A 22,504-nucleotide genomic window follows, 5' to 3' on the forward strand; every position below is an offset into this window, starting at 1 on the left:
CGCCCTGCGAGGTTTACCGGGTGGGCGCGGGCGACGGGCCTCAGGCCCGCTTGACCGCGGCGGTGGTGATCGAGAGCGGCGCGGGCGACGGGCCCGGCCGGGGCGCCGGAGAGGCCAGACGCGACGCCGCGCCCCGCGCGGCCGACCGCGCCGGCCCCGGCGAGATCGCGCCCAGCGCCATGGCGTCCGCGCCCGGCAGGCGCGCCGCCTGTTCGTTCTCGCGCTTGATCGATTCGTACACCTCCTTGCGGTGCACGGCGATCCGTGTGGGCGCCGAGATCCCCAGACGGACCTTGTCCCCGCGGATGTCCACCACGGTGATCTCGATCTCGTCTCCGATCATGATGGTCTCGTCGCGCTGACGGGATAGAACCAGCATGCATGAACTCCTTGCCGGGGCGTCCGTGCCCCGAGGCGCGCGCGACCGACCTGGCCGGTGCGCGGGAGGAGAGGTTGAAAAGGGTGTTCGCCACGTTCGCTACGCCGACACGGCCCGGCGCGTCGCGCCGTCCCCGACCTGCACCAGCGGGTGACGCGTCGTCCAACGCTTCTCCGCCAGCACCAGCTGCTCCCCCGTGCGGGTGAGCGTGTTCACGACCAGCGGGCCCTGGAGGTTGCCCGTCAGCATCTGCTCCACCTTGTTCACGATCACGAACACCTGCGCCTCCTCCAGGCGGTTCAGCTTCAGCTCCACCATCTGCTCCGGACGCACCGGCACCGAGAACTCCGGCACGAACAGGCTGGGGTCCGTCACCACGAACGCCAGGCTCGGCTCCTCCAGGCACTGCAGCCAGAAGAAGCACGCGTCCTCCCCGGGCTCGAGCAGGCAGTACCGGGTGTACTGCGAGAACCCCAGCAACCCCTTCGGGAACTCGAGCACCCGGTCTTCCGGGATGTCCAGAACCCCGAACCGCGTCGTCCGAACTTCCATGGCGCATGCTCCGCTGCGTCGGCCCCGGTGTGACGCGTGCGCCGGGGCCGAGCCGGCGACACGCCTCTTCCGCAATGATCCTCCCGGGCCGCTAGGCCAGGTAGTTCAGAATGCTCAGCTGCTGCGTCGACCCCGCCACCCGCAACGCCGCCTGCAACTGCGTCTCCAGCAGCGACAGGCGCGACGCGGCCTTTGCGAAGTCCGTGTCGCGCAGCTCGCTGCGAACCGCCTCGTCCGATGTCGCCCGATCCGTCTCGCGCACCAAGGCCGCCTCCACTCGCTGGGCGTATCCGCCGACCAGGCCCCGGGTGTCCGTGAGCGAGTCGATGGACGCGTCGAGCGAGAGCCCAGCAAGGGCCATGCCACGCGTGTCGTTCGCCCGCAGGGCGTCGCGCAGGTCGATCAGGTCGGAGAACAGCCCGTCCACGCGCACCTTTGCGCGATCCTCGCCCACCAGTCCTGCGCTCGTCGCGTCGTACGTGCCGTGCAGCAGCCCCAGTTGCTCCGCCGCCGCCGAGTTGTTCCTCGCCTCCACCCGCAGGGGCTGGGTGAACCCCGCGTCCTGACGCAGCACGATCGAGTTCGACCCCTCCGCCAGTTCCGCCACCAGCGCCGTCGAGGGCAGCCCCGCCGCGGCCAGTTCCGACTGGATCTCCGCGTTCATCCGGTCGAGCACCGTCTGCACCGTCGCCATGTCCTGGGGGCGAAGGTCGATCTCGATCGGGGTGCCCGACGCGTCGCCCAGCACGACGCGCATGTCCGCGTTCACCGTGCGCGTCGGCGTGTCAGTCAGCGGGTCGATCCGCCCGTCCACGATCGTGACGCCGCGCCCGAAGTTGAAGTCCGCGATCCGCGTCGCGCCCGTCATCGTCCGGATGCCCAGGCGCGTCGCCGTCGAGTTCTGTCCCACCACGTCCGTGATGGACATCGCCCCGGCCGAACCCGCCGCCGTTTCGCTCAGCACGTCCAGCGTCGCGCCGTCCAGGCCGATGAGCACCCGCACGCCCAGCCCGGCGCCCTCGATGGCGTTGCGGACATCGCCCAGCGTCTGCGCGTTCGACAGGTCCACCGTCACGGTCCGCGACGCGTTGCTCAGCGAGATCCGCCCCAGGCCCCCCGTCACGCCCGCCAGCGCCGACACCGGCGTCCGCCACGTCAGCCGGGGACCGAGGTCCAGCCCGGCCGCGCTCGTCGGCGTGAAGGCGAACGCCGGGTCGCCCGTCAGCCCGAGGTCGCCCGCCACCGTCGCGGTGCCGATGTCAGAGAACTGCAGCGAGCCCCCCGACGCGACGTCGATCGACACGCCCTCCCCGGTCACGCTCACCCCGCCGGGCCCCAGAATCGTCACGCCCTGGTCCGTCTCGGCCTGGCGGATCGCGCTCGTCAGGCGCGTCACGACGTCGCCCACCGTGTCGGCGCCAGCCAGGTCGACGTCCACGCTCGCGCCGGCGTTGAACGAGAACCGCAGCGTGCCGGTGCCCACGCCCAGCCCGCGCGCCCCGCCCAGGTCGGCCAGGCGCGTGTCGAGCGTCAGGTTCGGGTCCAGGTCTACATCGCCCCGCGTCCGCGCCGCGAGGCCCGTGATGGCGTTGCCGCCGCCCAGCGTCACCGGCACGCCCACGGGAAGGTCGAGGTCGGTCGTCAGCCCGCCGATGCCCCCGACGAACCGGTACCCGCCGTACAGCTCGACGACCGGGGGCGAGCCAGTCCGCGTGCCGGCGAGCGCGTAGCCCGCGACGGACTGGCGGTTCGCCGTGTTGTACAGCGACTGGATCATCTGATCAAGGATGTTCGCCTGGGCGGCCCGCTCCTCGGCGTTCGAGGACGCGCTCATCTGCTCCGACGCGATCGACTTGGCGTTCAGCCCCAGCGTGTGCGCCTCGGCGAAGATCGAGTCGAGCACGCCCAGCGCCGCGTCGGCGTGCGAGAAGTTCCGTTCGAGCTGCGCGCTCCGCTCCAGGCGCTCGTCGAGCACCGAGATCAGCGCCGACCGCACGATGTTGTCGCTGGGACGCCCGATCTCCACCCCCGACACAATCTGCTGCTGCACCCGCAGCAGGTCGAGGTTCGTCCGCCCGATCGTCCCCGACGCGATCGACGACCGCAGCAGGTTCGGCACGCGGGTCAGGTTGGAGGGAATCGTGGACATGCGTTCAACCGTCCGCCTCGCAAACCCCGTGCCGAGCGAAACTCCCCCGCCCGGCGCCCGTCAGACAAGCTCCAGCAACGTCTGCGTCAACTGCTCGGCGACGCTCACGATCCGCGCCGCCGCCTGGTACTGCCGCTGAAAGTCCAGCAGGTTCAGGGCTTCCTCGTCGATCGACACCCCGCTCACCGACGACCGCTGCGCCTCGAGGCCCTCGCGCACCACCGCGGCGGCCTCGGCGTTCGACCGCGCGGACGCCGCCATCGACCCCACCAACTGCACCCCGTCGCGCCAGTGGTCGAGGATCGACCGCCCCGCCAGGGCGTCGATCGAGCGCGACTGCAGCCCCGCCACCTCGAGCGCCGTGCCGTTCTCGACGAACTGCCCGTCCACGATCCGCCCGCCCATCAGCAGCGACGCGTCCTGCGAGAGGTCCGAACGCACCGCGATGCTCGCCCCGTCCGTCCCGGTGAAGTACGAGTTGACGCCCAGCACCGCCAGCGCGCCCGACGTGTCGTCGGAGAACGAGAAGTCGAACCCGTCCGCCGCCCGGATGTCCAGCCGCCCGTCCGACGTGAACGTCGCCGCCAGCCCGGGGATCGCCGCGAGCTGCGCCCGGATGTCCTCGGCGCTCGTGTCGTCCGCCGTGCCCGGCGTGCCCGCGCTGGTGAGGCCGTCGAGATCCACATTGATCCGCACGGCCTGGGTCGCCCCCGTCCCCTGCTGGCGCACGTGCACCATGAACCCGCCGTTGGTCGGCGCGAAGGGCAGCGAGGCCAGCGCCGTGTTCGAGGGGTCGTTGAGCGCCAGCCCGCGCTCCGCGCTCGTCAGGCGCAGCGTGCCCGACGCCGACCGCAGCCCCTCGCTCCGCGCGCCCGTGCTGTGCAGTCGGTTCACCTGGAAGATCACCTGCGAGGCGAGCGAGTCGAGCCGGTCGATCGTCGCGTCCACCGCGTCGCCCTGGCCCTCGAGCAGCGCCCCCAGCGTGCCCGAGCGCACGTCGAGGCGCGACTCGTTCTCGCCCGACACCACCGAGACCGCGCCGTCCGCCTCGCGCCGCACGCTCAGCGGGCGCGCCTGCGAGCCGAGGATCACCGGGATCGAGCCCGCCAGCACGTCGATGCCCTGCTGCCCGCGCGCCACGACCGTCACGTCCATGATCTCCGACAGCTCGCGCACCGACTGGTCGCGCTGGTCGCGCAGCGTGTTCGCGATCGTCCCGGCCACCTCGGCCTGGCTGATCTCGCTGTTCAGCCCGGCGATGACCTCCAGCAACTGGTTCGCGCGGTCCACGCCCGCGCCGACCTGCGAGGCCACCTGGCGCGACTGGTCCGACAGGTCGCTCCGCAGACGCCGGATGAACGTCGCGAGCTGCTCGCCCTGCTGCACCACCGAGGCGCCGGTGCGCGACTGGTTCGCGCGCTCGGACCACGCCCGGAAGAACGACGACAACTGGCTCGACAGGTCGTTCTCGCCGAGTTCGCCCAGCGCGTCCTCGATCTGCGAGGAGATCTGCGAGCGCACGCCCGCGAAGGCCTGGTCCGCCGTCGCCCCGCGCAGGCGCGCCTCGATGCCGTCGTCCACCTGGCGCAGCACGGAGCGCATGATCACGCCCCCGCCGACCATGATGCCCGGGATCGACCGGTCGCCCCGGAGCGACTGCAAGCGCCCGATCTGGCGCGAGTAGCCGATCGTGCCCGCGTTGGCCATGTTGTTCGAGGCCACCTGGATGCCCAGCTGGCTCGCCTGCAGCGCGGACCGCCCGATGTTGAACGCGGTGGTGAGGCTCATGAGCGCACGTCCAGCGACGACACGACCGTGCCGCCGACCTCTACCCGCCCCCGCGCCGAGTACGTCCCCGCGTGGCTGAGGTGCCGCGCCGCGTGGCGCACCAGGCCCTCGACATGCCAGAGCAGCCCGCGCGTGGCGCCCGCCAGCGAACTGGTCCGCTCGTGGGCCCGCCCGGCCAGCTCGCGCACCGACGCGGCCCGGGCCGCGAGCGCCCCCGCATCGGGCACCGGCAGCGCCCGCGCCACGTCGCGCAGCGTGACCGGGCGCGAGCCCTTCGCGAGCCCGAGCGCCGCCGCCGCGGCGTTCACCAGCGCCCCGCGCCGGGGCTCCAGGCGCGACACATCTTCCATCACGCCGCGCAAGGCCGTCGCGTGCCGTTCCACGCCCCGCCCGTCCGCGCGTCGGAGCGCCTCGCCCTGCGCTTCCGCGATGGCCAGCCAGCGCGTGTATGCGTCCTCGTACAGGGCGAGCAGGGCGCCGAGTTCGTCGCGCATCTCGCGCAGGGTCGGGATGGCCTCGCTCACGCCGCACCTCCCGTTGCGACGCCCGCGCCGCCCGCGCCCGGCGCGATGCCGGTGCCCGCCGCCCCGCGTCGCAGCATCGTGTCCGCGATGCGATCGACCAGCGCCCAGTCGGAGCGCCGCACGAGCCGCTCGGCGAGCGCGCCGTCGGCGATCGCGCGGAACGACTTCTCGCCGCTGCTGGGCGCGAACGGCGCCGCCGCCCCGTTCGATTCGCGCAGGCCTTTGAGCACCGGCAGCACGAGCGCTGTGGCGACGAGCTGCTCGGCGCCCTCGCGGGCGCGGGCCTCGGGCGTGCCGAGCTCGGTCTTCGCCCGCGCGAGCAGCCCGGCGAACATCGATCGCTCGCTCCGCGCGGGGTCCGCGCCGAGCGTCTCGGGGCGCGTCGCGAGGTCGGTGCGGGGCTGAAGACCGACGAGATCCATGCGTGCCTCCGTGGGAGTCAGTCGATCACGATCTTCGCCTGCAGCTTGCCCATCTTGTGGAGCATCTCGAGCACCGCGATCTGCTCGGTGGTGGGGATGTCCAGTTGCTTGAACGCCGCCAGCAGGTCCGATAGGCGCGCCTGCTCGCTGGGCTTGGCCCCCGGCGCGAGCCCGGCCCAGCGCTCGACCTCGACGATCGGGTTCTGGGGCGTCGCCTGCGGGGGCGGCGTGGTCGTCGTGATCTGCAGGTTGCTGTGCGTGATCGCCACCGCGCCGATGGTCACGTCGCCGTCCACCAGAATCGCCCCGCGCTTCGCGTTGTACACGATCGTCGCCGGGAGGTCGATCTGCGCCAGCGAGATGTCCGCCGACAGCACGTCCGCGATGAACCCCGCCCGGTCCCGACGCTCCGCCTCGGGGATCGACACGCGCACCGTCCGGTCGTCGATCGCCCGCGCTACCGCGGGACCCGTGGGCATCGCCTTCGCGTTGATCGCCAGCGCCACCTGCATCGCCGTCGACCAGTCCGCGAACGGGCGGTCGATGATGAGGTCGAACGAGTCGCCGATCTCGGGCATCAGCACGTCCTGGATCATCCGCGCCCCGCCCCGCACACGCCCCCGCGTCCGCACGCCCCCCTCGATCTCCACCGTTCCCTCGCTCATCGCGTACACCGGGCTGCCGACATACGGCCCGCGCAGCGGCGCCAGGAACAACTGCCCGCCGTCCAGGCTCGACGCGTTCCCGACCGCCGACACCCACACGTCCAGCGTGTCGTCCGCCCGCGCGCCCGACGCCGGCACCGTGCACGTCACCATCACCAGCGCCACCGTCTTGCTCTTCTCGAGGTCCTTCACGTCGCCGATGCCGGCGCCGTTGCTCTCCAGCAGCTTCGCCAGGGGCCTCGCCAGCGCCAGGTCCTTCCCGCTGTCGCCCGTCTGGGGCAGGCCGACCACGAGCCCGAACCCCCGAAGCACCGACTCGCCCTGCCCCTTGAAGCGGACCAGGTCGCGCACCGTCCCGGCCTCCGCACCGGCCGCGAGCATCACCAGCCCCAGGATCGCCGCGAGCATTCGTTGCATCGGACCGTCGCCCTCCGTGGCGCACTCCCGCCGCACACCGCATCGCAACCCGCGTGCCAGCCCCCGGGCCCGCCCGCGCCGCGGTCAGAAGTTGAAGATCGCCTCGAACAGGCGCGTAAACAGCCCCTTGCTCGCCGCGTCCTTCACCTGCCCCTCGTTGTGCACCCGCACCGTCAGGTCCGCAAGCTGACTCGAGAGCACGCTGTTGTTGTCGGTGATGTCCTCGCGACGGCACTCGCCCGCGAGCACCAGCGTCTGCACTTCCTTGTCCTTCTGGATCGTCCGGCGCGCCTCCAGCACCACCACCCCGTTGGGCTTGACGTCGATCACCGTCGCCGTCACGCGGTCCGTGAACCTGTCCGACCGCTCGTACGACCCGTCGCCCTTGAACGTCTGGTTCGCGCTCGCCTCGGCCTCGACGATCGGCGAGCTGTTGCCCGTCGTCAGCTCGGCCTCCAGGAACTTCGCCAGGTTCGGGAACTTCTCGAGCGCCGCGCTCAGCGTCACGTTCTTCTTCGTGTCCAGCGTCTGCTCGCTCGTGCTCTTGCTCGTCTCGGAGATGATGATCATCACCTTGTCGTGCACCTGGATCGTCCGCGGCTTGGGCCGCTCCACCAGGTACAGCGACGCCCCGCGCACCGCCGCCTGCTCGTCGACCTCGCCCCGCTCATCGACGACCGGCGGCGGGGGGGGCTGCCGGAACAGGCTCTGCGCGCCCGCGTCCGCGCCCGTCGCCGCGATCCCCGCGCCCAGCACGCCCGCCGATATCGCCCGCCGCATGTCCGCCTCGCTTTCGCCGTAGTTTCGTTACTTCGTCTCGCCCACCACGACCACCGCCAGCCCGGGCTTGGCCACCCGCGCCCGGAACGAGTGCTTGGAGTTCAGCGCCTGCAGGCTGATGACATCGCCCTCGCGCCCCGCCTCCATCGCCCGGGCCGTGGTCCGCACGATGAACCCGCCCGACACGCAGTCCACGCCGATCAGGTCACCACGCTTCACCACGACCGGGGCCGCCACGTCGCGCTCCAGCACCACCTCGCCCGCGCCGACGCGCGACCGGACCTCCATCCCAATCGCCCCGCGGGTAGCAGGGGCCGCGTCCATCGGCACGAACCGGGCCTCCTCGGCCACGTCCTCCGCGCCCAGCACGCCCCCGCGCGCCAACGCCCGGCGCGCCACGAGCACCGTCCGACGCACCCCCACGCCCGCCCGCACCGACCCCGACGCCGCCAACCGGTCGCCCGCGTACAGGCGCACCGCGAACGACACGCGCTCGCCCTCGCCGTGCGGCGTCAGCGACAGCACGCCCCCGCGGGGCACGGGTGTCTCCAGGAGCGCCGCGTCCGACGCCTCGAACGTGATCCGCAGGTCGTCCTCGCGCACGCCGAGCAACTCGGCCAGGCGCACCGGGATCGCCGCGCCCACCGTGCCGGGCCGGATCTCCGGCGGCGCGGCCGGCGTCGCCCGCGCCCCGGGGGCCCGCACGCTCGCCGGCGCTGCGCCGAGCACCTCGCACGTCGCGCCCTGCACGCGAAGCAAACCCAGGCTCACCAGGCCCGACGCCTCGATCTTCGCCCGCACCTCGTCGATGCGGATCACCCGTCCCGGCGTCGCCTCGCCCATCGCCACGTCGCCCAGCGCGATCGCCCGCTCGCCCGAGAGGTCCGCGATGTCGCGCAGCGCGAGCGAGCCGTCCCTCGCCGCCACGGTCGCCCGAACGCGCACGATGTCCTGCCCGTGCGCCTCGGGCGTGAAGAGCACCCCGCCCACGACGAGCAGCACGAGCACCACCAGCGCCGCCACCCGGCGGGCACTCGGCAGGCTGAACCGGGGCAGGCCCACACGCGGCAGTCCCACCCCGCGCACGCCGCCGCACGCCGGGCCGACCGCGGGCCCGCGCCCCGCCACGCCCCGATTCGAAGCGAACACGCCAGACGCGTCTGCGGTCATGCGGCTCACGACGCCTCCTGCCCGGTGCGGGCCTCACCTTACCGGCGCAACTGCGCCACCGACCGCAGCGATTCGTCCGCCGCCCGGATCGACTGGCTGTTCATCTCGAACGCGCGCTGCGTGCGGATCAGTTCGATCAGCTCGCGCGTGGGATCGACGTTCGACGACTCGAGAAAGGTCGACTGCAGCGTGCCCCGGCCCTCGGTGCCGGGGATGCCGGTGGTGGGGGGCCCGCTCGCCGCGGTGTCGATGAACAGGTTCTCGCCCACCTGCTTGAGGCCCGCGGGGTTGATGAACGTCGCCAGTTCGATCGGGCCCAGTTCCTCCGGCTCGGTCTGCCCCGAGACCGTCACCAGCACCCGCCCGTCGCTCGCGATCGTGATGCTCGACGCGTTGTCGGGGATCTGGATGTTCGGGTCCAGCCGGCGCCCCTGGTCGTTCGCGAGCACCAGCTCCCCGTCCGCGTTCAGCGTGAAGTTCCCCGCGCGCGTGTACGCGAACCCACCGTTCCCGAGCGATTCCTCGACCGTCACGCGGAAGAAGCCCGCGCCGTTGATCGTCACATCCAGGGGCCTGCCGGTCGCCTGCGGCGCGCCCTGCGTGAAGTCCAGTTGCGTTCCGCTCACCCGCACCCCCAGCCCCACGTACAGCCCGATCGGACGCTGGTCCTCGATCTGGTTCAGCGCGCCCGGCTGCGCCCGCTCGATGTACAGCAGGTCCTGGAAGTTCGCGCGGCTCGCCTTGTACCCCGGCGTGTTCACGTTCGCCAGGTTGTTCGCCGTGACGTCCAGCGCCGTGTTCAGCGCCGACAGCCCGGACGCGGCCGATTGCAGTGCGTTGATCGCCATCTCCCGCGCCCCTTCCTCAATCCGTCACTTCTTCATCCCGCCACCCCGTCACCCCGCCACCCCGCCACCCCGCCACTTCTTCACTTCGGAACTCCGTCACTCCGTCACTCCGGAACTTCGGAGCTTCGGAGCTCCGGAACTTCCTCGTCACGCCACGCGTCCCAGCCCGTTGATTGCCCGGTCCAGCATCCGGTCGTGCTCGCGCATCATCCACGTGTTCGTCTCGACCTCGCGCGACGCGCTCGTCATCGCCAGCAGCGTCGTCACCTCGTCCACGCCCGATTCCTCGTACGCGTGCTGGCGGACGGTGCCGCCCGCCGGCTTCGCCGCCGCGAGTTCCCGCGGCTCGACTTCGAACAGGCCCTGCCCGAGCTTGCGCAGCTCGCCCGTCCGCTCGATCTCCACCAGCTTGAGCTTTGCGAACGTCGCGCCGTTCACACGCAGCGAGCCGTCGGCGCCCACCGTCAGCGTGCCCGCCGGCAACGCGATCGGCGATCCATCCTCGCCCAGCACCGCCTGCCCGCTCGACGCCAGCACGAGCAATCCCTGCGCGTTGCGCGTCATCCGCCCGTCCCGCGTCAGGCGCTGCGCATCTCCCGCGCTCTGGTCGCGCACCACGAAGAACCCCTCGCCCTCGATGCCGAGGTCGAGCGCGTTGCCCGTCGTCCGCAGGCGCCCCTGCGCGAACGACACGCGGTTGGGATTGAGCATCGCGCCGGCCCCGAGCCGCTCCAGCAGGCGGTCCGACGGCAGGTGCCACACCCCGTCTTCCTCGCGCACCGCGTCGCGGGGACGAGTCGACGGGATGTCCACCTTGAAGCCCGGAGTGTCCATGTTCGCGAGGTTGTTCGCGAACACGTCCTGGCGGTACAACGCCGTGAACACGCCCGAAGCCGAGATCTGCAGCCCGTACGACATCGCACGGGCGGATACGCGAACGTCATGCCAAGCCGAATGTGCCCCGCGCGCCGGGGGCGCCGGTCCTCAGCGTGCCTCGGGCAACGGCCAGCGCAGCACGGCCAGCGCCGACATCGGCGGGAAGGGCAGCGTCACTCGCACGCCCCAGAAGTCCGAAGGATCCCACCCGGTCTTCGCCCACACCTTCGCCAGCAGCGCGCCGTACTTCGAAACCCGGGCCGTCGCCACCGCGGGGGGCATGCCGGCGAGCTCCACCGGAGCGGCCGCCATCGGCAGCAGGTTGCGTGTCGTCTGCGCGCTCGGGTCTTCCGGCCCGCCGTGCGGGAAGCCGTACACCGCAAACTCGGGCGTGCGCGTGATCGGGACCGAGCGGTGCACGAGCAGGTCCATCACCAGCATCTCGAGCGGAATGGTGAGCGACGACGCGGTCGAGCCGTGCTCGTTGTCCGGTGTCCGGTAGCGAGAAAGCCCCCGCACGACGTGCCCGAAGTAAGTGTCGAACGTCGACTGGTTGCCGACCGGGCCCCCGGGCAAAATGACCTCGCGCCCGAACGGTGAATGCTCCACCTCAAGCCGCGGCATGTTCGGCGAGCACAGGTCGCGGATGATCCACGACACCTCGCTGTCGCCGGCGTCGCCGAGCGGCTCGGGTGTTCCCGGGATCAGGTCTCCCCCGCGGTCGTCGTTCGTCCGCAGGCGCAGCAGCCGCCATCGCGCCTGCTCGCGCAGGCGGCGAAAGCCGATCAGCCCCGCCGCCTGCACGAAGTCCACCTTATCGGGCCCGAGCGCGCTGGGCCCCACCACGGTCAGCGTCAGGCGCGTGCGGGCCTGCACGCCCCAGATCATGCTGGTGCCGCGCCAGGCGAGTTCCCGCCCGCTCTCCATCCCAAGTTCGCGCTCGAACAGGCCCATGCTTTCCAGGGTCAGTTCGAACTGCTCGCGGTCGTCGGCGTGCTCGGCCACCGTGTCCATGAACTCGCGCACCGCGTTCTCGACCCCGGTCAACGCCTCGGCCGGAGCGCCGGCGTCCCGGAACGCACGAGCCGCCAGTTCAAGACCCTGCTGGCCGGGAAGGTGGTTCAGCGACGCGAACGGATCGTTCGCGCTAATCACCCGCGACAGCTTCCACGTCAGGTTTCGGTTCAGCCCGAGGCGCTTGGCCACAGCCTGCGGCTGGCCTGGATCTACCCCGACCGACGCGTAGAGCTCGATCAGCGACCGCCTGACCTCCTGGAGCGAACGGCGACCTTCCTCGACCAGACCGGTAGACGTTCGGGGGTGTCCGTCCATGGTGTCTCCCCAGAGCAAGCCATAATAGCACCAGCGCCTCCGAGTCGCAACATTTCTGAGTGTGTTTGTGCAAACACGCTGGATTTCTGCCTCCGTAGTTGCTACGTTGAAGACCCTACCGCGCGTCTGAGCGCCGGCTTTCACGGCGACGTCACCGGATCAGAGCGGCAGCGCGGCCCTCGAGCAGCTCGTCGGCGGGTCCCTTCGCCGTCCAGCGATTCCTCCGCTTCGCGCCCGCAAGGACCGGCGCGCAGCAAGCACGGTGTTTTCTTCCCCCATTCTCAGGAAGGGCTGGCTCCCCGGCCGGCTCTTCCTTTTTTGCGGGGCCTTCTGCCCACAGCCGGCGCGCCGGGGGCTGCGCCCGCGCGGCGGGCCGCGGCTTTCGAGGGACGCCCAGCCTCAGACCACCCAGCCGGTGGGCGTGAGCGTGTCGCGGACGCGTGCCTGGTGCTCGGCGTACCCGTCGCGCCCCATGAGCCCGAACGTCGCGACCTTGCCGGTCTCGACGGCGGGCTGGTCGTACGCGTCGACGCCCAAGAGCAGCCCGGCGTACGCCGTGGCGATCTGCCAGAGCATGACGAACTCGCCGACGTGGTACGCGTCGACCTTTGGCATGCGGATGGTGTAGTTGGGGCGCTGGCTCTCGACGAGCGCGTACTCGGTGGCGCGTTTCTCGGCGTTCAGGAGGCGTCCGAGCGAGGCGCCCTCCAAGTACCGAAGCGCCTCGACGCCGAGCCCGGCGGGGATGGGCACGTCGCCGTCGCGCGTGACGCCGGACGCGGGCGGCGTGAAATGCGCGACCTCGACCAGCCCGATGACCTTGTCGTTGGGGCCCTCGCGGTACAACTGAATCTGGCTGTGCTGGTCAGTCGCGCCCAGGGCCTTGATGGGCGTGAAGCCCGCGTACACCGTCTGCCCGGAGAGGTCCTTCTCTTTGCCGAGGCTCTCGGCCCACAACTGGCGGTACCAGTCGGCGAGCAGGTAGAGGTTGTTCGCGTAGGGCATCAGGACGTGGTTGGGCTTGCCGAGGGTGGTGCCGAGCTCGACGAGCAGCGACGCGAGCATGGCCGCCGGGTTCTTGGCGAGCTGCTCGTTCGAGCAGCGCTCGTCCATGGCGTTCGCGCCGTCGAGGAGGGCGTCGATGTCGATGCCGCACATGGCGGCGGAGAAGAGCCCGACGGGCGAGAGCACGCTGAAGCGCCCGCCGACGCCGTCGGGCACGGGCAGGGTGGTGAAGCCCTCGGCGTCGCAGAGGCGTCGCATGGTGCCCTTGGCCGGGTCGGTGATGGCGACGATGTTCGACGCGTACCCGGGGCCCAAGGCCTTCTTGAGCGCGTCGCGCACGATCATGAACTGCGCGGCGGTCTCGGCGGTCTCGCCGCTCTTGGAGATCACGTTGAACAGCGTGCGGGCCAGCCCGCCCGTGCGCTCGCAGTGGGCGAAGACATCGGCGAACGACGCGGGGTCGACGTTGTCGAGCACGAAGAGGCGCGGCCCGGGTCGGGCGGCGTCGGGCAGCAGGTTCCAGGTGCTCGGGTTCAGGGCCGCCTGGAGCGCGATGTTGCCCAGGGCCGAGCCCCCGATGCCCAGGACCACGAGGTTGTCGAACTTGCCGCGGCATCGCTCGGCGATCGCGCGGACGCCGGCGACGTGCGTCGAACGAGCGGGGTTGCGGGCGAGATCGCGCCAGCGCTCCCAGCCCGTGCCGCGACGCGAGGCGAGCGTGCGTGTGTGGGCGGCGACGGCGGCGGCGATGGGCCCGGCGGGGTCGAGGCGGGCCTCGTCGAGCCCGTGCGAGCCGACGCGGGCGCGCAGGCAGTTCGCGTAGTCGAGGGTGAGCATGGGCGGAGGGTAGGGGTGGGACGGACGGAAACGAACCGACCCCGCCTCGGGGCGGGGTCGGGGGAGCAAGGCGCGTGCGGAGCGGGGTCAGGGGATCTTGTCGTTGATCGAGTACTCGGCGAGCGCCTCGGCGGTCGCCTGTCCGCCGGTAAACCGGCTGCCGCTGGGGTACCAGTAGTCGACGCGGCGGTAGACCGTGTCGGCGGAAAGGTTGCGGGCGCTGCCGTCGAGGAACACGGCGTTGATGGACTTGTTGTGGCGGAATGTAAGCTTTACGTTGTTCGGGGCCTGCCGGAAGGCTCTCCCGTACGCGGTAGATTCGTTGAAGATGGGGCCCGAGTCGACGAACGAGCCGTAGTTGGCGACGGGGCTGACGTCGAAGTCGAGCACGCCGTTATCAAAGTAGCGGGTACCGTCGGCGGCGAGGACCTTGCTCGAGAGCTGCGTGCCGATCTTGTCCAGGCGCGGGGTGTAGTCGGGCGGCGTGAGCACGGGCGTGGGGAACCCGGATCGCCAGAGGGCGCGGGCCGGGCCGCTGGTGCCGGGCGGCGTATAGAGAAGCAGGTTTCGGTTGGGCTGATTACTGATGTAGTGCAGCCCTTCGGGCGCGAGGTAGCTGATCTGGCGGTAGACGAGTTCGCCCTGGGCACGGTCGAAGTCCGCGCGGTCGGCGCCGCCGCCGGCGCCGAAGGGGTACAGGCGCTGGTTGACGGCGCGGGCCGAGGCGCAGGCGTACTTGTTGAAGATCGTCAGGGTGCGCATGGCGCGATTCGCGGGGAGCCCCGCCGAATCGCCGAGCGTCGGGCTGAACCAATCGTGGATCGAGACGGGCGTCGTCGAGGTCGTCTCGCCGACGATGTTGGCGCCGCCGTAATAGTTCGCGTCGGCGCCCGACGTGTTGGTGCCGGCGATGTAGTCCTTCCAGGTGCCAGCGTACGAGGACTGGGCCTGGCCCAACTGGCGCAGCATGGCGGTGCAGACGACCGCGCGGGCCGCCTCACGCGCCTTGCTCAGCGACGGGAGCAGGATGCTGATGAGCAACGCGATGATCGCGATGACCACGAGCAGTTCAATGAGCGTAAAGGCGGGGCAACGATCGCGGCGACGGGATCCTCTGGGCATGGAAACGCTCCTGTCGGGTCGTTCAGAACACCTTCACGCTCTTGGGAGATTCGTTCGCGACCTTCACAGTGCCGGCCTTCGGGTCCGTCAACGCTTCCGGCTTGGGCACAAACTCTTTCACCATAGAGAGATACCGCGCCTCGACCCGCCACTGCCCGTCGGTCTTCTCGACCGGGAACAGGCTCCTCTTGGATGTCGCAGGGTTGATTGCCGGCAGCGAAATCGACTTCCCAGACGGGTACGGCGCGTCGATCAGTTCGCCGGTTTCAAGGTCGACGAGCAAGACCGAGTCGGCGAAATCGACGCTGTCGTCGCCGCTCGCGGTAAACGCGATCGACGCGATCAGCGCAACGACCGCGAGAACGAGGATCACGATCTGCCACGGCCTGATGCCGCTCATGTGCGTACTCCGGAGGTCTGCCCACGAGAAAGGCGATTGGAGAGGCCGAGAAGTGAGGGAGTCTTTATACCCGGGGTGAGCGGGGTTCTCAAGCAGCCGACAGGGTCTTGACCTGTTCCTAACCATGGAAGCACCGGGTTCTGACGGCGTTTCGCGGGCTTTCCGGGGCGGGCGCGGGGGGCCTGCAAGCCGTCCGCGGGCCGGGGAGCCTTCTGCGGCGGACGTGCCCGCGAGTGGGCGAGGCGGGCCGCGTGGTCGGCCGCGTCGGCGCGCGGCGTGGTGGGGGGTGGCAGACGTGGGGGGCCTGGCGCCCCGCCGGCACTACCATCCGGCGTGCCGCTGCGCTTGCTGCTCGCCAATCCACGGGGTTTCTGCGCGGGCGTGCGCATGGCGATCGACGTGGTCGACCAGGTGCTGGACCTCTTCCCCGGGGAGACGGTGTACGTCTACCACGAGATCGTGCACAACAAGCACGTCGTCGGGCGGTTTCAGGCGCGCGGCGTCGTATTCGTGGACGAGATCGAGGCGATCCCCGAGGGGGCGATCGTCGTGTTTTCAGCGCACGGGGTGTCGCCGGCGGTGCGGAGCGCGGCCCGGGCGCGGGGGCTGCAGGCCATCGACGCCACGTGCCCGCTGGTGACGAAGGTGCACGCCGAGGCGATCCGGTACGCGCGTCAGGGGTACCAGATCCTGCTCGTCGGGCACCGCGACCATCAGGAAGTGGTGGGCACCAGCGGCGAAGCGCCCGACGCGACGCAGGTGGTCGAGAGCCCGGCCGACATTGCGGGGCTGCGCATCCGCGACCCGGGGCGGCTGGTGTACCTCACGCAGACGACGCTGAGCACCGACGACGCGGGGGTGATCATCGACGCGCTCAAGCGGGCGTTCCCGCTGATCAAGGCCCCGCCGAGCGAGGACATCTGTTATGCGACGACCAATCGGCAGGTGGCCGTGCGGCAGATCGCGCCGGAGTGCGACCTCGTGCTGGTGGTGGGGAGCCGGAACTCGAGCAACTCGGTGCGGCTGACGGAGATTTCGGCGAACGTCGGGACGCCGGCGCGGCTGCTCGACGACGTCACGGAGATCGATTGGTCGTGGTTCCCGAGCGGGAACGAGACGGTGCTGGTGACGGCGGGCGCTTCGGCGCCGGAAGATCTGGTGGCGGACCTGTGCCGCTCGCTGCTGGCGCGGTTCGGCGGGGTGATCGAGCGTCGGGACATCTTCGATGAGAACGTGGAGTTCGCGCAGCCGGGTGCGCTGCGGAAGATCATGATGCAGCGCGGGATCGACCCGGAGAGCCGGCGGATCCGGGTGCAATCGCCCGAGATCACGCGGGAGGCGTACGGCGCGGGGGCGGCGGCGGGCGGCGTGGTGGGCGTGACGGTCGGCGGAAAGCCGGCGCGCCCGCGCGGGTGAACGGGCGGCGGGCACTACGCTTGCACGGTGAAGCACCCAGAAAACCACATCTTCGAGTTCACGCCCGAAACGCTCGGCGCCTGGTGCGAGCAGCGGCGCATGCCGCGCTTTCGCGGGAAGCAGGTCCTGGAGTGGGTGTACGAGAAGGGCGTGGCCGATCCTGCGGCGATGACGAACCTGTCGAAGCTCGACCGCGAGGTGCTGGCGCGCGACATGACGTTTCTCTCGGGCGAGGTGCTGCGCCATCTGTCGGCGTCGGACGGCACGCAGAAGCTGCTCGTCGAGTGGGACGACTGCGTTGCGGGCCGGGCGGGGAGCGCCGACGCGAACGCCCCGCGCACCACGCCCACCACCCCCGCGAACGAGCCCACCGGGGGGCGGCGGACGCTGTCGCTGACGCAGGCGGCGCAGCCGATCGGTGATCCGTCGCGCCAGACCGAGTGCGTGATGATCCCGTCTGCGGGCGCGCCCAAGCGCGACGATGACGGCGACGCGACGGAGGATCTCGACGAAGCGCCGGGCCTGCCTCGGTTCACGGCGTGCATCTCGTCGCAGGTCGGCTGCCCGGTCGGGTGTCGCTTCTGCGCGTCGGGGCTGACGGGGCTCGATCACAATCTGTCGGCGGGGCGGATCGTGGAGCAGGTGTGGCGGCTGGGGCGGCTGGCGGGCGTGCGTCGGATCACGAACGTGGTGTTCATGGGGATGGGCGAGCCCCTGGCGAACCTGGGGGCGGTGGTGCCGGCGGTCAAGACGCTGAACGCGCTGTGGGCGACGGGGATCTCGGCCCGGAAGATCACGATCTCGACGGTGGGGCTGCCGCAGGCGATCGAGAAGTTGGCGCGGCAGTTGGACCTGCCGGTGACGCTGGCGCTGTCGCTGCACGCGCCCGACGACGAGACGCGTCGACGGCTGATCCCGTGGGCGGAGTACACGACGATCGCGGACCTGATGGAGGCGTGCCGCGCGTGGTTCGAGAAGACCGGGCGCGAGATCACGCTGGAGTACACGCTGCTGCGGGGCGTGAACGATTGTGCGGAGCAGGCGGGGGCGCTGGCGGGGATCGCGCGGACGCTGCGGGCGAACGTGAACCTGATCCGGTACAACGAGGTGGCGGGGCTGGGGTTCCAGAGGCCGCTGACCGAGGACGTGCACGAGTTTCAGCGGGTGCTGCGGGCGCGCGGGGTGAACGCGCACATCCGCGCGAGCCGCGGTCGCGACATCGCGGCGGCGTGCGGGCAGCTGCGCCACGAGAACGCGGCGAAGACGGGGTGAGCCCGGTATGCTCCCGTCCATGCAGGATGCGCCCGGCGCCACGGGCTCGATGCTGACGGAGTTCCATCCCTTCGGGGCGCTGCACGCGCTGGCGGCGGGGGTGGCGGCGGGCGTGATGGTGCTGCTGGTGGTCGCGGGGCGGTGGGCGCAGCGCCGGGGGCGCGAGGACCGCGTGCGGGCCGGGTGGATCGGCGCGTCGGTGGTGGTGCAGGGCGCGAGCGCCGTGTACTACGTGGTGCCGCCGAACCTGGTGCCCGCCGAGAGCCTGCCCCTGCACATCTGCGACCTGGCGGGGTGGATCGCGGTTGCGGCGCTCGCGACGCGCTGGCGGATCATGCGGACGCTGCTGTACTTCTGGGGCATCGGGCTCTCGACGCAGGCGTTCTTCACGCCCGTGTTGGGCGACGAGTTCGGCGTGGCGTCGCTGCGCTTCTGGCTGTTCTTCGGCACGCACCTGCAGATCGTCGGGTCGGCGGTGTACGACATCGCGGTGCTGGGGTATCGCCCGCGCATGAAGGACTTCCTCGCGGGGTCGATGGTGACGATGGGCTACGTCGCGGTGCTGATCCCGCTGAACATGGCGACGGGGTGGAACTACGCGTACGTGGGGCAGAGCAAGCCCGAGAATCCCACGCCGATCGATCTGCTGGGGCCCTGGCCGTTGCGACTGGTGTGGATGGCGCTGATCGTGCACGGGCTGTTCGGGGTGATGACGCTGGCGTGGCGGGTGCGTCGACGGCGTCGGGTGATGTCGCCGGCAGCCCCGATGCCGCGCTCTGGCCCCGGGGGGAACGGGTGATCAACCTCTGCCTGGCGCTGGTGCCGCTCGCGGCGCTCGTCTCGCTCATTGCCACGGCGGCGGTGATCCGCGTGAGCCGCGCCCTGAACGCGTACGACGGCTGGGGTGTGGCGGGGCAGGTGAAGGAAGCGCCGCGCCGCGTGCCGAACACGGGGGGCGTCGCGATCGTCCTCGGGTTCCTGCTGCCGCTGGTGACGGGGGTTCTGAAACTGCGCGGGATCGATGCCTCGCCGGACGCGGATTGGCGCAACGACTTCACGCTGCTGCCGGCGGACCTGCACGAGCACCTCGCGGGCATCCAGGCGCGCACGCCCCTGGCGCTGCTGCTGGGCGCGTGCGTCCTGTGGCTGCACGTGCTGGGGCTGATCGACGACCGGCGCCCGCTGGGCGCGTGGCCAAAGCTGGTGGTGATGGCGGTCCCGGCGATCGCTCTCCCGCTGCTGACCACGCTCTCGCCGCAACTCGACGACACGCGCCTGCTCACGCTGCTCGACGGGCGCGTGGGCGGGGTGTGGCTGTCGATCGGGCTGACGGCGGTGTGGTTCCTGGTCGTGACGAACGCGCTGAACTTCCTGGACAACATGGACGGGCTGGCGGGGGGCGTGGCGGCGGTGGCGGGCTCGCTGCTGCTCGTCGGCGCGCTGCGGAACGAGCAGTGGTTCGTCGGCGCGTGCCTGGCGCTGCTGGTGGGCGCGTGCCTGGGGTTCCTGGCGTACAACGCACCGCGCCGGGGCGGGGCGAAGATCTTCATGGGCGACGGTGGGTCGCTGGTGCTCGGGTTCCTGCTCGCGTTCCTCACGGTGCGGGCGACGTACTTTGCGCCGGACGATGCGGCGGCGAGGGCGTTGCGCGGGTCGGGCGCGTGGTATGCGCTGCTGACGCCGCTGGTCGTGCTCGCCGTCCCGCTGTACGACTTCACCAGCGTCGTGCTGATCCGCCTGTCGCAGGGGCGCAGCCCGTTCGTGGGCGACCTGCAGCATCTCTCGCACCGCCTTGTGAAGCGCGGGCTCTCCAAGCGCGTCGCCGTGTACGTCATCTGGGCGCTGACGGCGGTGTCGGGCGTCTCCGGGCTGCTGCTCGCCCGCGCCGGGGCGTGGGAGGCGGTCCTCATCGGCGTGCAGGTCGTCGTGCTCGTGGGCGTCATCGCGGCGGTGGAGTACGCGAGCGCGGGCAAAGCGGAGAACGGGCGATGACCGCCGACGCGCCGCAGCGACGCGACGTGGCGGCCGACGCGACCGGCGGCGCATCGCGCTTCGCCGGGGCCCTCGTCATGCTCGCGGCGCTCGCGCTGCGGTGCACCGTCGGGTTCGACCCGTTCCCCGGGTGGTCGGGCGATCCCTTCGCGGTCGTGTCGCCGATCGTGGGGCTGACGCCCCTCATGGCGATGCTGTGCGACGCGGCGCTGCTGCTGGGCGCGCTGCTGGCGCTCGTCGGGGGCGCGCGGGCGGGGCGGTCGCCGGCGTGGTGGGAGATCGGGCTGGTCGTCGCCGGGCTGGTGCCGATCGTGTGGCACGCGTACGCGAACGGGCCCCATCGGTTCGACAGCGCGTGGATGGGTGCGTCGTGGGGCGCGTGCGTGGCGGCGGGGCTGGCGTGCCGCTCGATGGCGGCGGACGCGCGGTCGAGGCAAGTCCTGCTGGCGGGCGTGCTGGGGGTGGGCGTGCTGCTGGCGCTGCGTGCGGCGGTGCAGGTGTTCATCGAGCACCCCGAGACGCTGGCGACGTTCCGTCGCACGCGCGAGGCGTTCTTCGAGAGTCAGGGCTGGAGCCTGGATTCGCCCATGGCCCGCGCGTACGAGCGACGCATCGCCCAGGCCGACGCGAGCGCGTGGTTCGGCATGTCGAACGTGCTCGCGGGCGTCGGTGCGGCGGTCGCGAGCGCGTCGCTCGCGCTGCTGCTCGTGAGCCGGCGTGAGCCTGGCGGAGCGAGCCCGGCCGGCACGAGTGGGCCGGCCCGCGCGGCCCGGGATGCCGCCGCGGATCGGGGCGCGATTCCCCTCGTGGGCGTGGTGACGGCGTTTGTCGCGGGTGTGGCGTGCGTCGTGCTCGCGGGGTCGAAGGGCGGGTACGCGGCGTTGGTCGCCGGGGCCGCGCTTGGCGCGTCGACGCTGGTGTTCGGCCGGCTGCGGGCGCGGGCCGCGCGCGGGGCGGGCGTGGGGCTGGGCGTGGCGGCGTTCCTGGGTGTGCCCGCGGTGGTCGTGGTGCGCGGTGCGCTGGGCGAGCACCTGGGCGAGCTCAGCGTGCTGTTCCGGTGGTTCTACACGGTGGGGGCGGTGCGCGTCTTCGGCGAGTTCCCGCTGCTGGGATCCTCGCCCGACGGGTTCAAGGACGTGTACGCACGCCTCAAGGTCCCCATCGCGCCCGAGGACGTCGCCAGCCCGCACGCGCTGGCGCTCGACTGGGCGGCGACGCTGGGCGTGGGCGGCGTCGCGCTCGCGGCGCTCGTGCTCGCGTGGTGCGTGATGGCCGGGCGCGGGCTCGGCACGGAGCGCGCGAGCGAGGACGCCCCCGCGGCGCCCGTGAGTGCTGCGTCGCACGCGCCGCTCCGCACCGACGTGCTGGCGATCGTCGGGTGCATCGCGCTCGCCGTGGTCGTGGGGTCGCGCATCGAGTCATCGATCGCGACGGTTGAGGCGGCGCTGGTGCGTCTGTTCGGGCTGGGGGGCGCGGGCGTTGTTGCGGCCGGGGTGCTGATGGCGCTGCGCGCGAGGGGCGCGGGGCACACGGGTTCAGGGCTGCGTGCCGCGGGCGTGGCGGGGCTGTGCCTGGCGGGCGTGGCGCAGTTCGACGTCGTCGCGTCGATCCCCGGTGCGCTGGCGGTGCTCATGATCTTCCTCGGACTGGGGGCGGGCGCGCAGCCGAGCACGGCCCGGGCGTCGGCGGGCGCGAGCGCGACGCCTCGGAGCGTGGTCCGGGCGTGGGCGGGCGTGGCGGTCGGCGCGGGTGTGTTGATGGTGTGCGTGCTCGTGCCGCTGCGGGCGGCGTGGCGATGGGACGGCGCGCTCCGCGAGGCGTACGCGCTGGCCGAGCCGGTGGCGATGCTCAGCGCCCGGCTGGCCGACCTGCGCGACGGGCGGGCGCCGCGCGAGGCGGGGCGGGCGTGGCTGGCGGATCTTGCGGCGGAATGTGCCGCGAGCGGGGTGCCCGGGCCCGACCCCGCGCGGGAAGACCCCGGCAACGCGCTGCTGCGGCTGCGCCGGGCGCGGGGCGAGTCGGCGCTCGCGGCGTTGGAGCGGGCGCTCGCGGCGGCGCCGGATCATCCGGACACGAGCCACGCGGTGGATCGGCTGCGATTGGCGCAGGCGAGCGTGCTGCTGGCGGGCGGAGATCGGGCCGGCGCGAGCGACGCGGCTCGTCGGGCGGCGTCCGACGCGCTGCGCTTCGCCGAGCGGGCGGGCACGTCATCGTCGTGGGGCCATGCGGGGGCGGCGTGCCGCGCGGCGGGCGAGATCGCGGGCGACGAAGCGCTGCAGATCGAGGCGGAGCGGGCGTGGAGTTCGGCGTCTGTGCGGTCTCCGTACGCGGTGGTGTACCCGATGCTGATCGCTCAAAGTGCGGCGGCCCGGGGGCAGCGGGCGCTCGCGGGGATTTGGGCGGCAAAGGCCCTGGAAGTGGATGGGCTGATGCGGCTGGACCCGGCGCAGGGCCTGTCGGAGGCGAAGCGAGCGGAACTGCGGGCATTGGTCGAGGCGGGGTCTGGGGAGCCTCGGGAGGCGTCTTGATTCACGGGGGTAGGCCGTTAGTATTCCGGC

The 22,504-nt window shown here is 71.8% G+C and carries 20 protein-coding genes; 5 read left to right on the forward strand and 15 right to left on the reverse strand.

The window, feature by feature from the left end:
* Positions 1-40 precede the first annotated feature (40 nt).
* From csrA to SFY69_00360, 15 genes are all read right to left on the reverse strand, one after another.
* Positions 41-379: a carbon storage regulator CsrA gene (csrA, locus tag SFY69_00290; protein MDX2130474.1), complete on the reverse strand. Its 339-nt coding sequence runs from the start codon at positions 377-379 to the stop codon at positions 41-43.
* Between the two features lie 99 nt (positions 380-478).
* Positions 479-931, reverse strand: coding sequence for a flagellar assembly protein FliW (gene fliW, locus SFY69_00295; GenBank protein MDX2130475.1), 453 nt, complete (start codon positions 929-931; stop codon positions 479-481).
* 91 nt (positions 932-1,022) lie between these two features.
* Positions 1,023-3,080 carry a flagellin gene (locus tag SFY69_00300; protein ID MDX2130476.1) on the reverse strand — a complete coding sequence of 686 codons (2,058 nt, stop codon included), beginning with the start codon at positions 3,078-3,080 and terminating at the stop codon, positions 1,023-1,025.
* Positions 3,081-3,140: 60 nt separating this feature from the next.
* On the reverse strand, positions 3,141-4,868 hold the full coding sequence (flgK, locus tag SFY69_00305; protein MDX2130477.1) for a flagellar hook-associated protein FlgK: 1,728 nt from the start codon (positions 4,866-4,868) through the stop codon (positions 3,141-3,143).
* On the reverse strand, positions 4,865-5,392 hold the full coding sequence (flgN, locus tag SFY69_00310; protein MDX2130478.1) for a flagellar export chaperone FlgN: 528 nt from the start codon (positions 5,390-5,392) through the stop codon (positions 4,865-4,867). The genes flgK and flgN overlap by 4 nt, the downstream gene beginning before the upstream one ends.
* Entirely contained in the window at positions 5,389-5,814 is a 426-nt protein-coding gene (locus SFY69_00315) for a hypothetical protein (GenBank protein ID MDX2130479.1), read from the reverse strand. Before SFY69_00315 ends, flgN begins: the two co-directional genes overlap by 4 nt.
* 17 nt (positions 5,815-5,831) lie before the next feature.
* Entirely contained in the window at positions 5,832-6,896 is a 1,065-nt protein-coding gene (locus tag SFY69_00320) for a flagellar basal body P-ring protein FlgI (protein MDX2130480.1), read from the reverse strand.
* A gap of 84 nt (positions 6,897-6,980) precedes the next feature.
* Positions 6,981-7,676, reverse strand: a complete 696-nt coding sequence (locus SFY69_00325; GenBank protein MDX2130481.1) for a flagellar basal body L-ring protein FlgH — start codon at positions 7,674-7,676, stop codon at positions 6,981-6,983.
* A 27-nt stretch (positions 7,677-7,703) separates the two neighbouring features.
* Entirely contained in the window at positions 7,704-8,846 is a 1,143-nt protein-coding gene (flgA, locus tag SFY69_00330; GenBank protein ID MDX2130482.1) for a flagellar basal body P-ring formation chaperone FlgA, read from the reverse strand.
* 38 nt (positions 8,847-8,884) lie between these two features.
* The gene (flgG, locus tag SFY69_00335; GenBank protein MDX2130483.1) at positions 8,885-9,694 is read right to left on the reverse strand and encodes a flagellar basal-body rod protein FlgG; all 810 of its coding nucleotides are present in this window, start codon (positions 9,692-9,694) and stop codon (positions 8,885-8,887) included.
* Between the two features lie 147 nt (positions 9,695-9,841).
* Positions 9,842-10,612: a flagellar hook basal-body protein gene (locus SFY69_00340; protein ID MDX2130484.1), complete on the reverse strand. Its 771-nt coding sequence runs from the start codon at positions 10,610-10,612 to the stop codon at positions 9,842-9,844.
* A gap of 66 nt (positions 10,613-10,678) precedes the next feature.
* Positions 10,679-11,902: a hypothetical protein gene (locus SFY69_00345; protein MDX2130485.1), complete on the reverse strand. Its 1,224-nt coding sequence runs from the start codon at positions 11,900-11,902 to the stop codon at positions 10,679-10,681.
* A 399-nt stretch (positions 11,903-12,301) separates the two neighbouring features.
* Positions 12,302-13,744 (reverse strand): glucose-6-phosphate isomerase, encoded by a 1,443-nt coding sequence (locus SFY69_00350; GenBank protein MDX2130486.1) that lies wholly within the window; start codon positions 13,742-13,744, stop codon positions 12,302-12,304.
* An 87-nt stretch (positions 13,745-13,831) separates the two neighbouring features.
* A complete protein-coding gene (locus SFY69_00355) occupies positions 13,832-14,866 on the reverse strand; it encodes a prepilin-type N-terminal cleavage/methylation domain-containing protein (GenBank protein MDX2130487.1) in 1,035 nt (344 codons plus the stop codon).
* 22 nt (positions 14,867-14,888) lie between these two features.
* Positions 14,889-15,266, reverse strand: coding sequence for a hypothetical protein (locus tag SFY69_00360; protein MDX2130488.1), 378 nt, complete (start codon positions 15,264-15,266; stop codon positions 14,889-14,891).
* Positions 15,267-15,599: 333 nt separating this feature from the next.
* On the opposite strand from SFY69_00360, the gene ispH reads away from it, so the two are divergent.
* From ispH to SFY69_00385, 5 genes are read left to right on the forward strand one after another with little or no spacing between them, the layout of a single operon-like run.
* Entirely contained in the window at positions 15,600-16,682 is a 1,083-nt protein-coding gene (ispH, locus tag SFY69_00365; GenBank protein ID MDX2130489.1) for a 4-hydroxy-3-methylbut-2-enyl diphosphate reductase, read from the forward strand.
* A 27-nt stretch (positions 16,683-16,709) separates the two neighbouring features.
* Positions 16,710-17,954 (forward strand): 23S rRNA (adenine(2503)-C(2))-methyltransferase RlmN, encoded by a 1,245-nt coding sequence (gene rlmN / locus SFY69_00370; GenBank protein ID MDX2130490.1) that lies wholly within the window; start codon positions 16,710-16,712, stop codon positions 17,952-17,954.
* Positions 17,955-17,973: 19 nt separating this feature from the next.
* The gene (locus SFY69_00375; GenBank protein ID MDX2130491.1) at positions 17,974-18,753 is read left to right on the forward strand and encodes a TIGR02206 family membrane protein; all 780 of its coding nucleotides are present in this window, start codon (positions 17,974-17,976) and stop codon (positions 18,751-18,753) included.
* Positions 18,750-19,946 carry an MraY family glycosyltransferase gene (locus tag SFY69_00380; protein ID MDX2130492.1) on the forward strand — a complete coding sequence of 399 codons (1,197 nt, stop codon included), beginning with the start codon at positions 18,750-18,752 and terminating at the stop codon, positions 19,944-19,946. The genes SFY69_00375 and SFY69_00380 overlap by 4 nt, the downstream gene beginning before the upstream one ends.
* Positions 19,943-22,474, forward strand: coding sequence for a hypothetical protein (locus SFY69_00385; protein MDX2130493.1), 2,532 nt, complete (start codon positions 19,943-19,945; stop codon positions 22,472-22,474). The genes SFY69_00380 and SFY69_00385 overlap by 4 nt, the downstream gene beginning before the upstream one ends.
* Positions 22,475-22,504 lie beyond the last annotated feature (30 nt).

Source organism: Planctomycetota bacterium (assembly GCA_033763975.1).
Lineage (GTDB): Bacteria > Planctomycetota > Phycisphaerae > Phycisphaerales > UBA1924 > RI-211.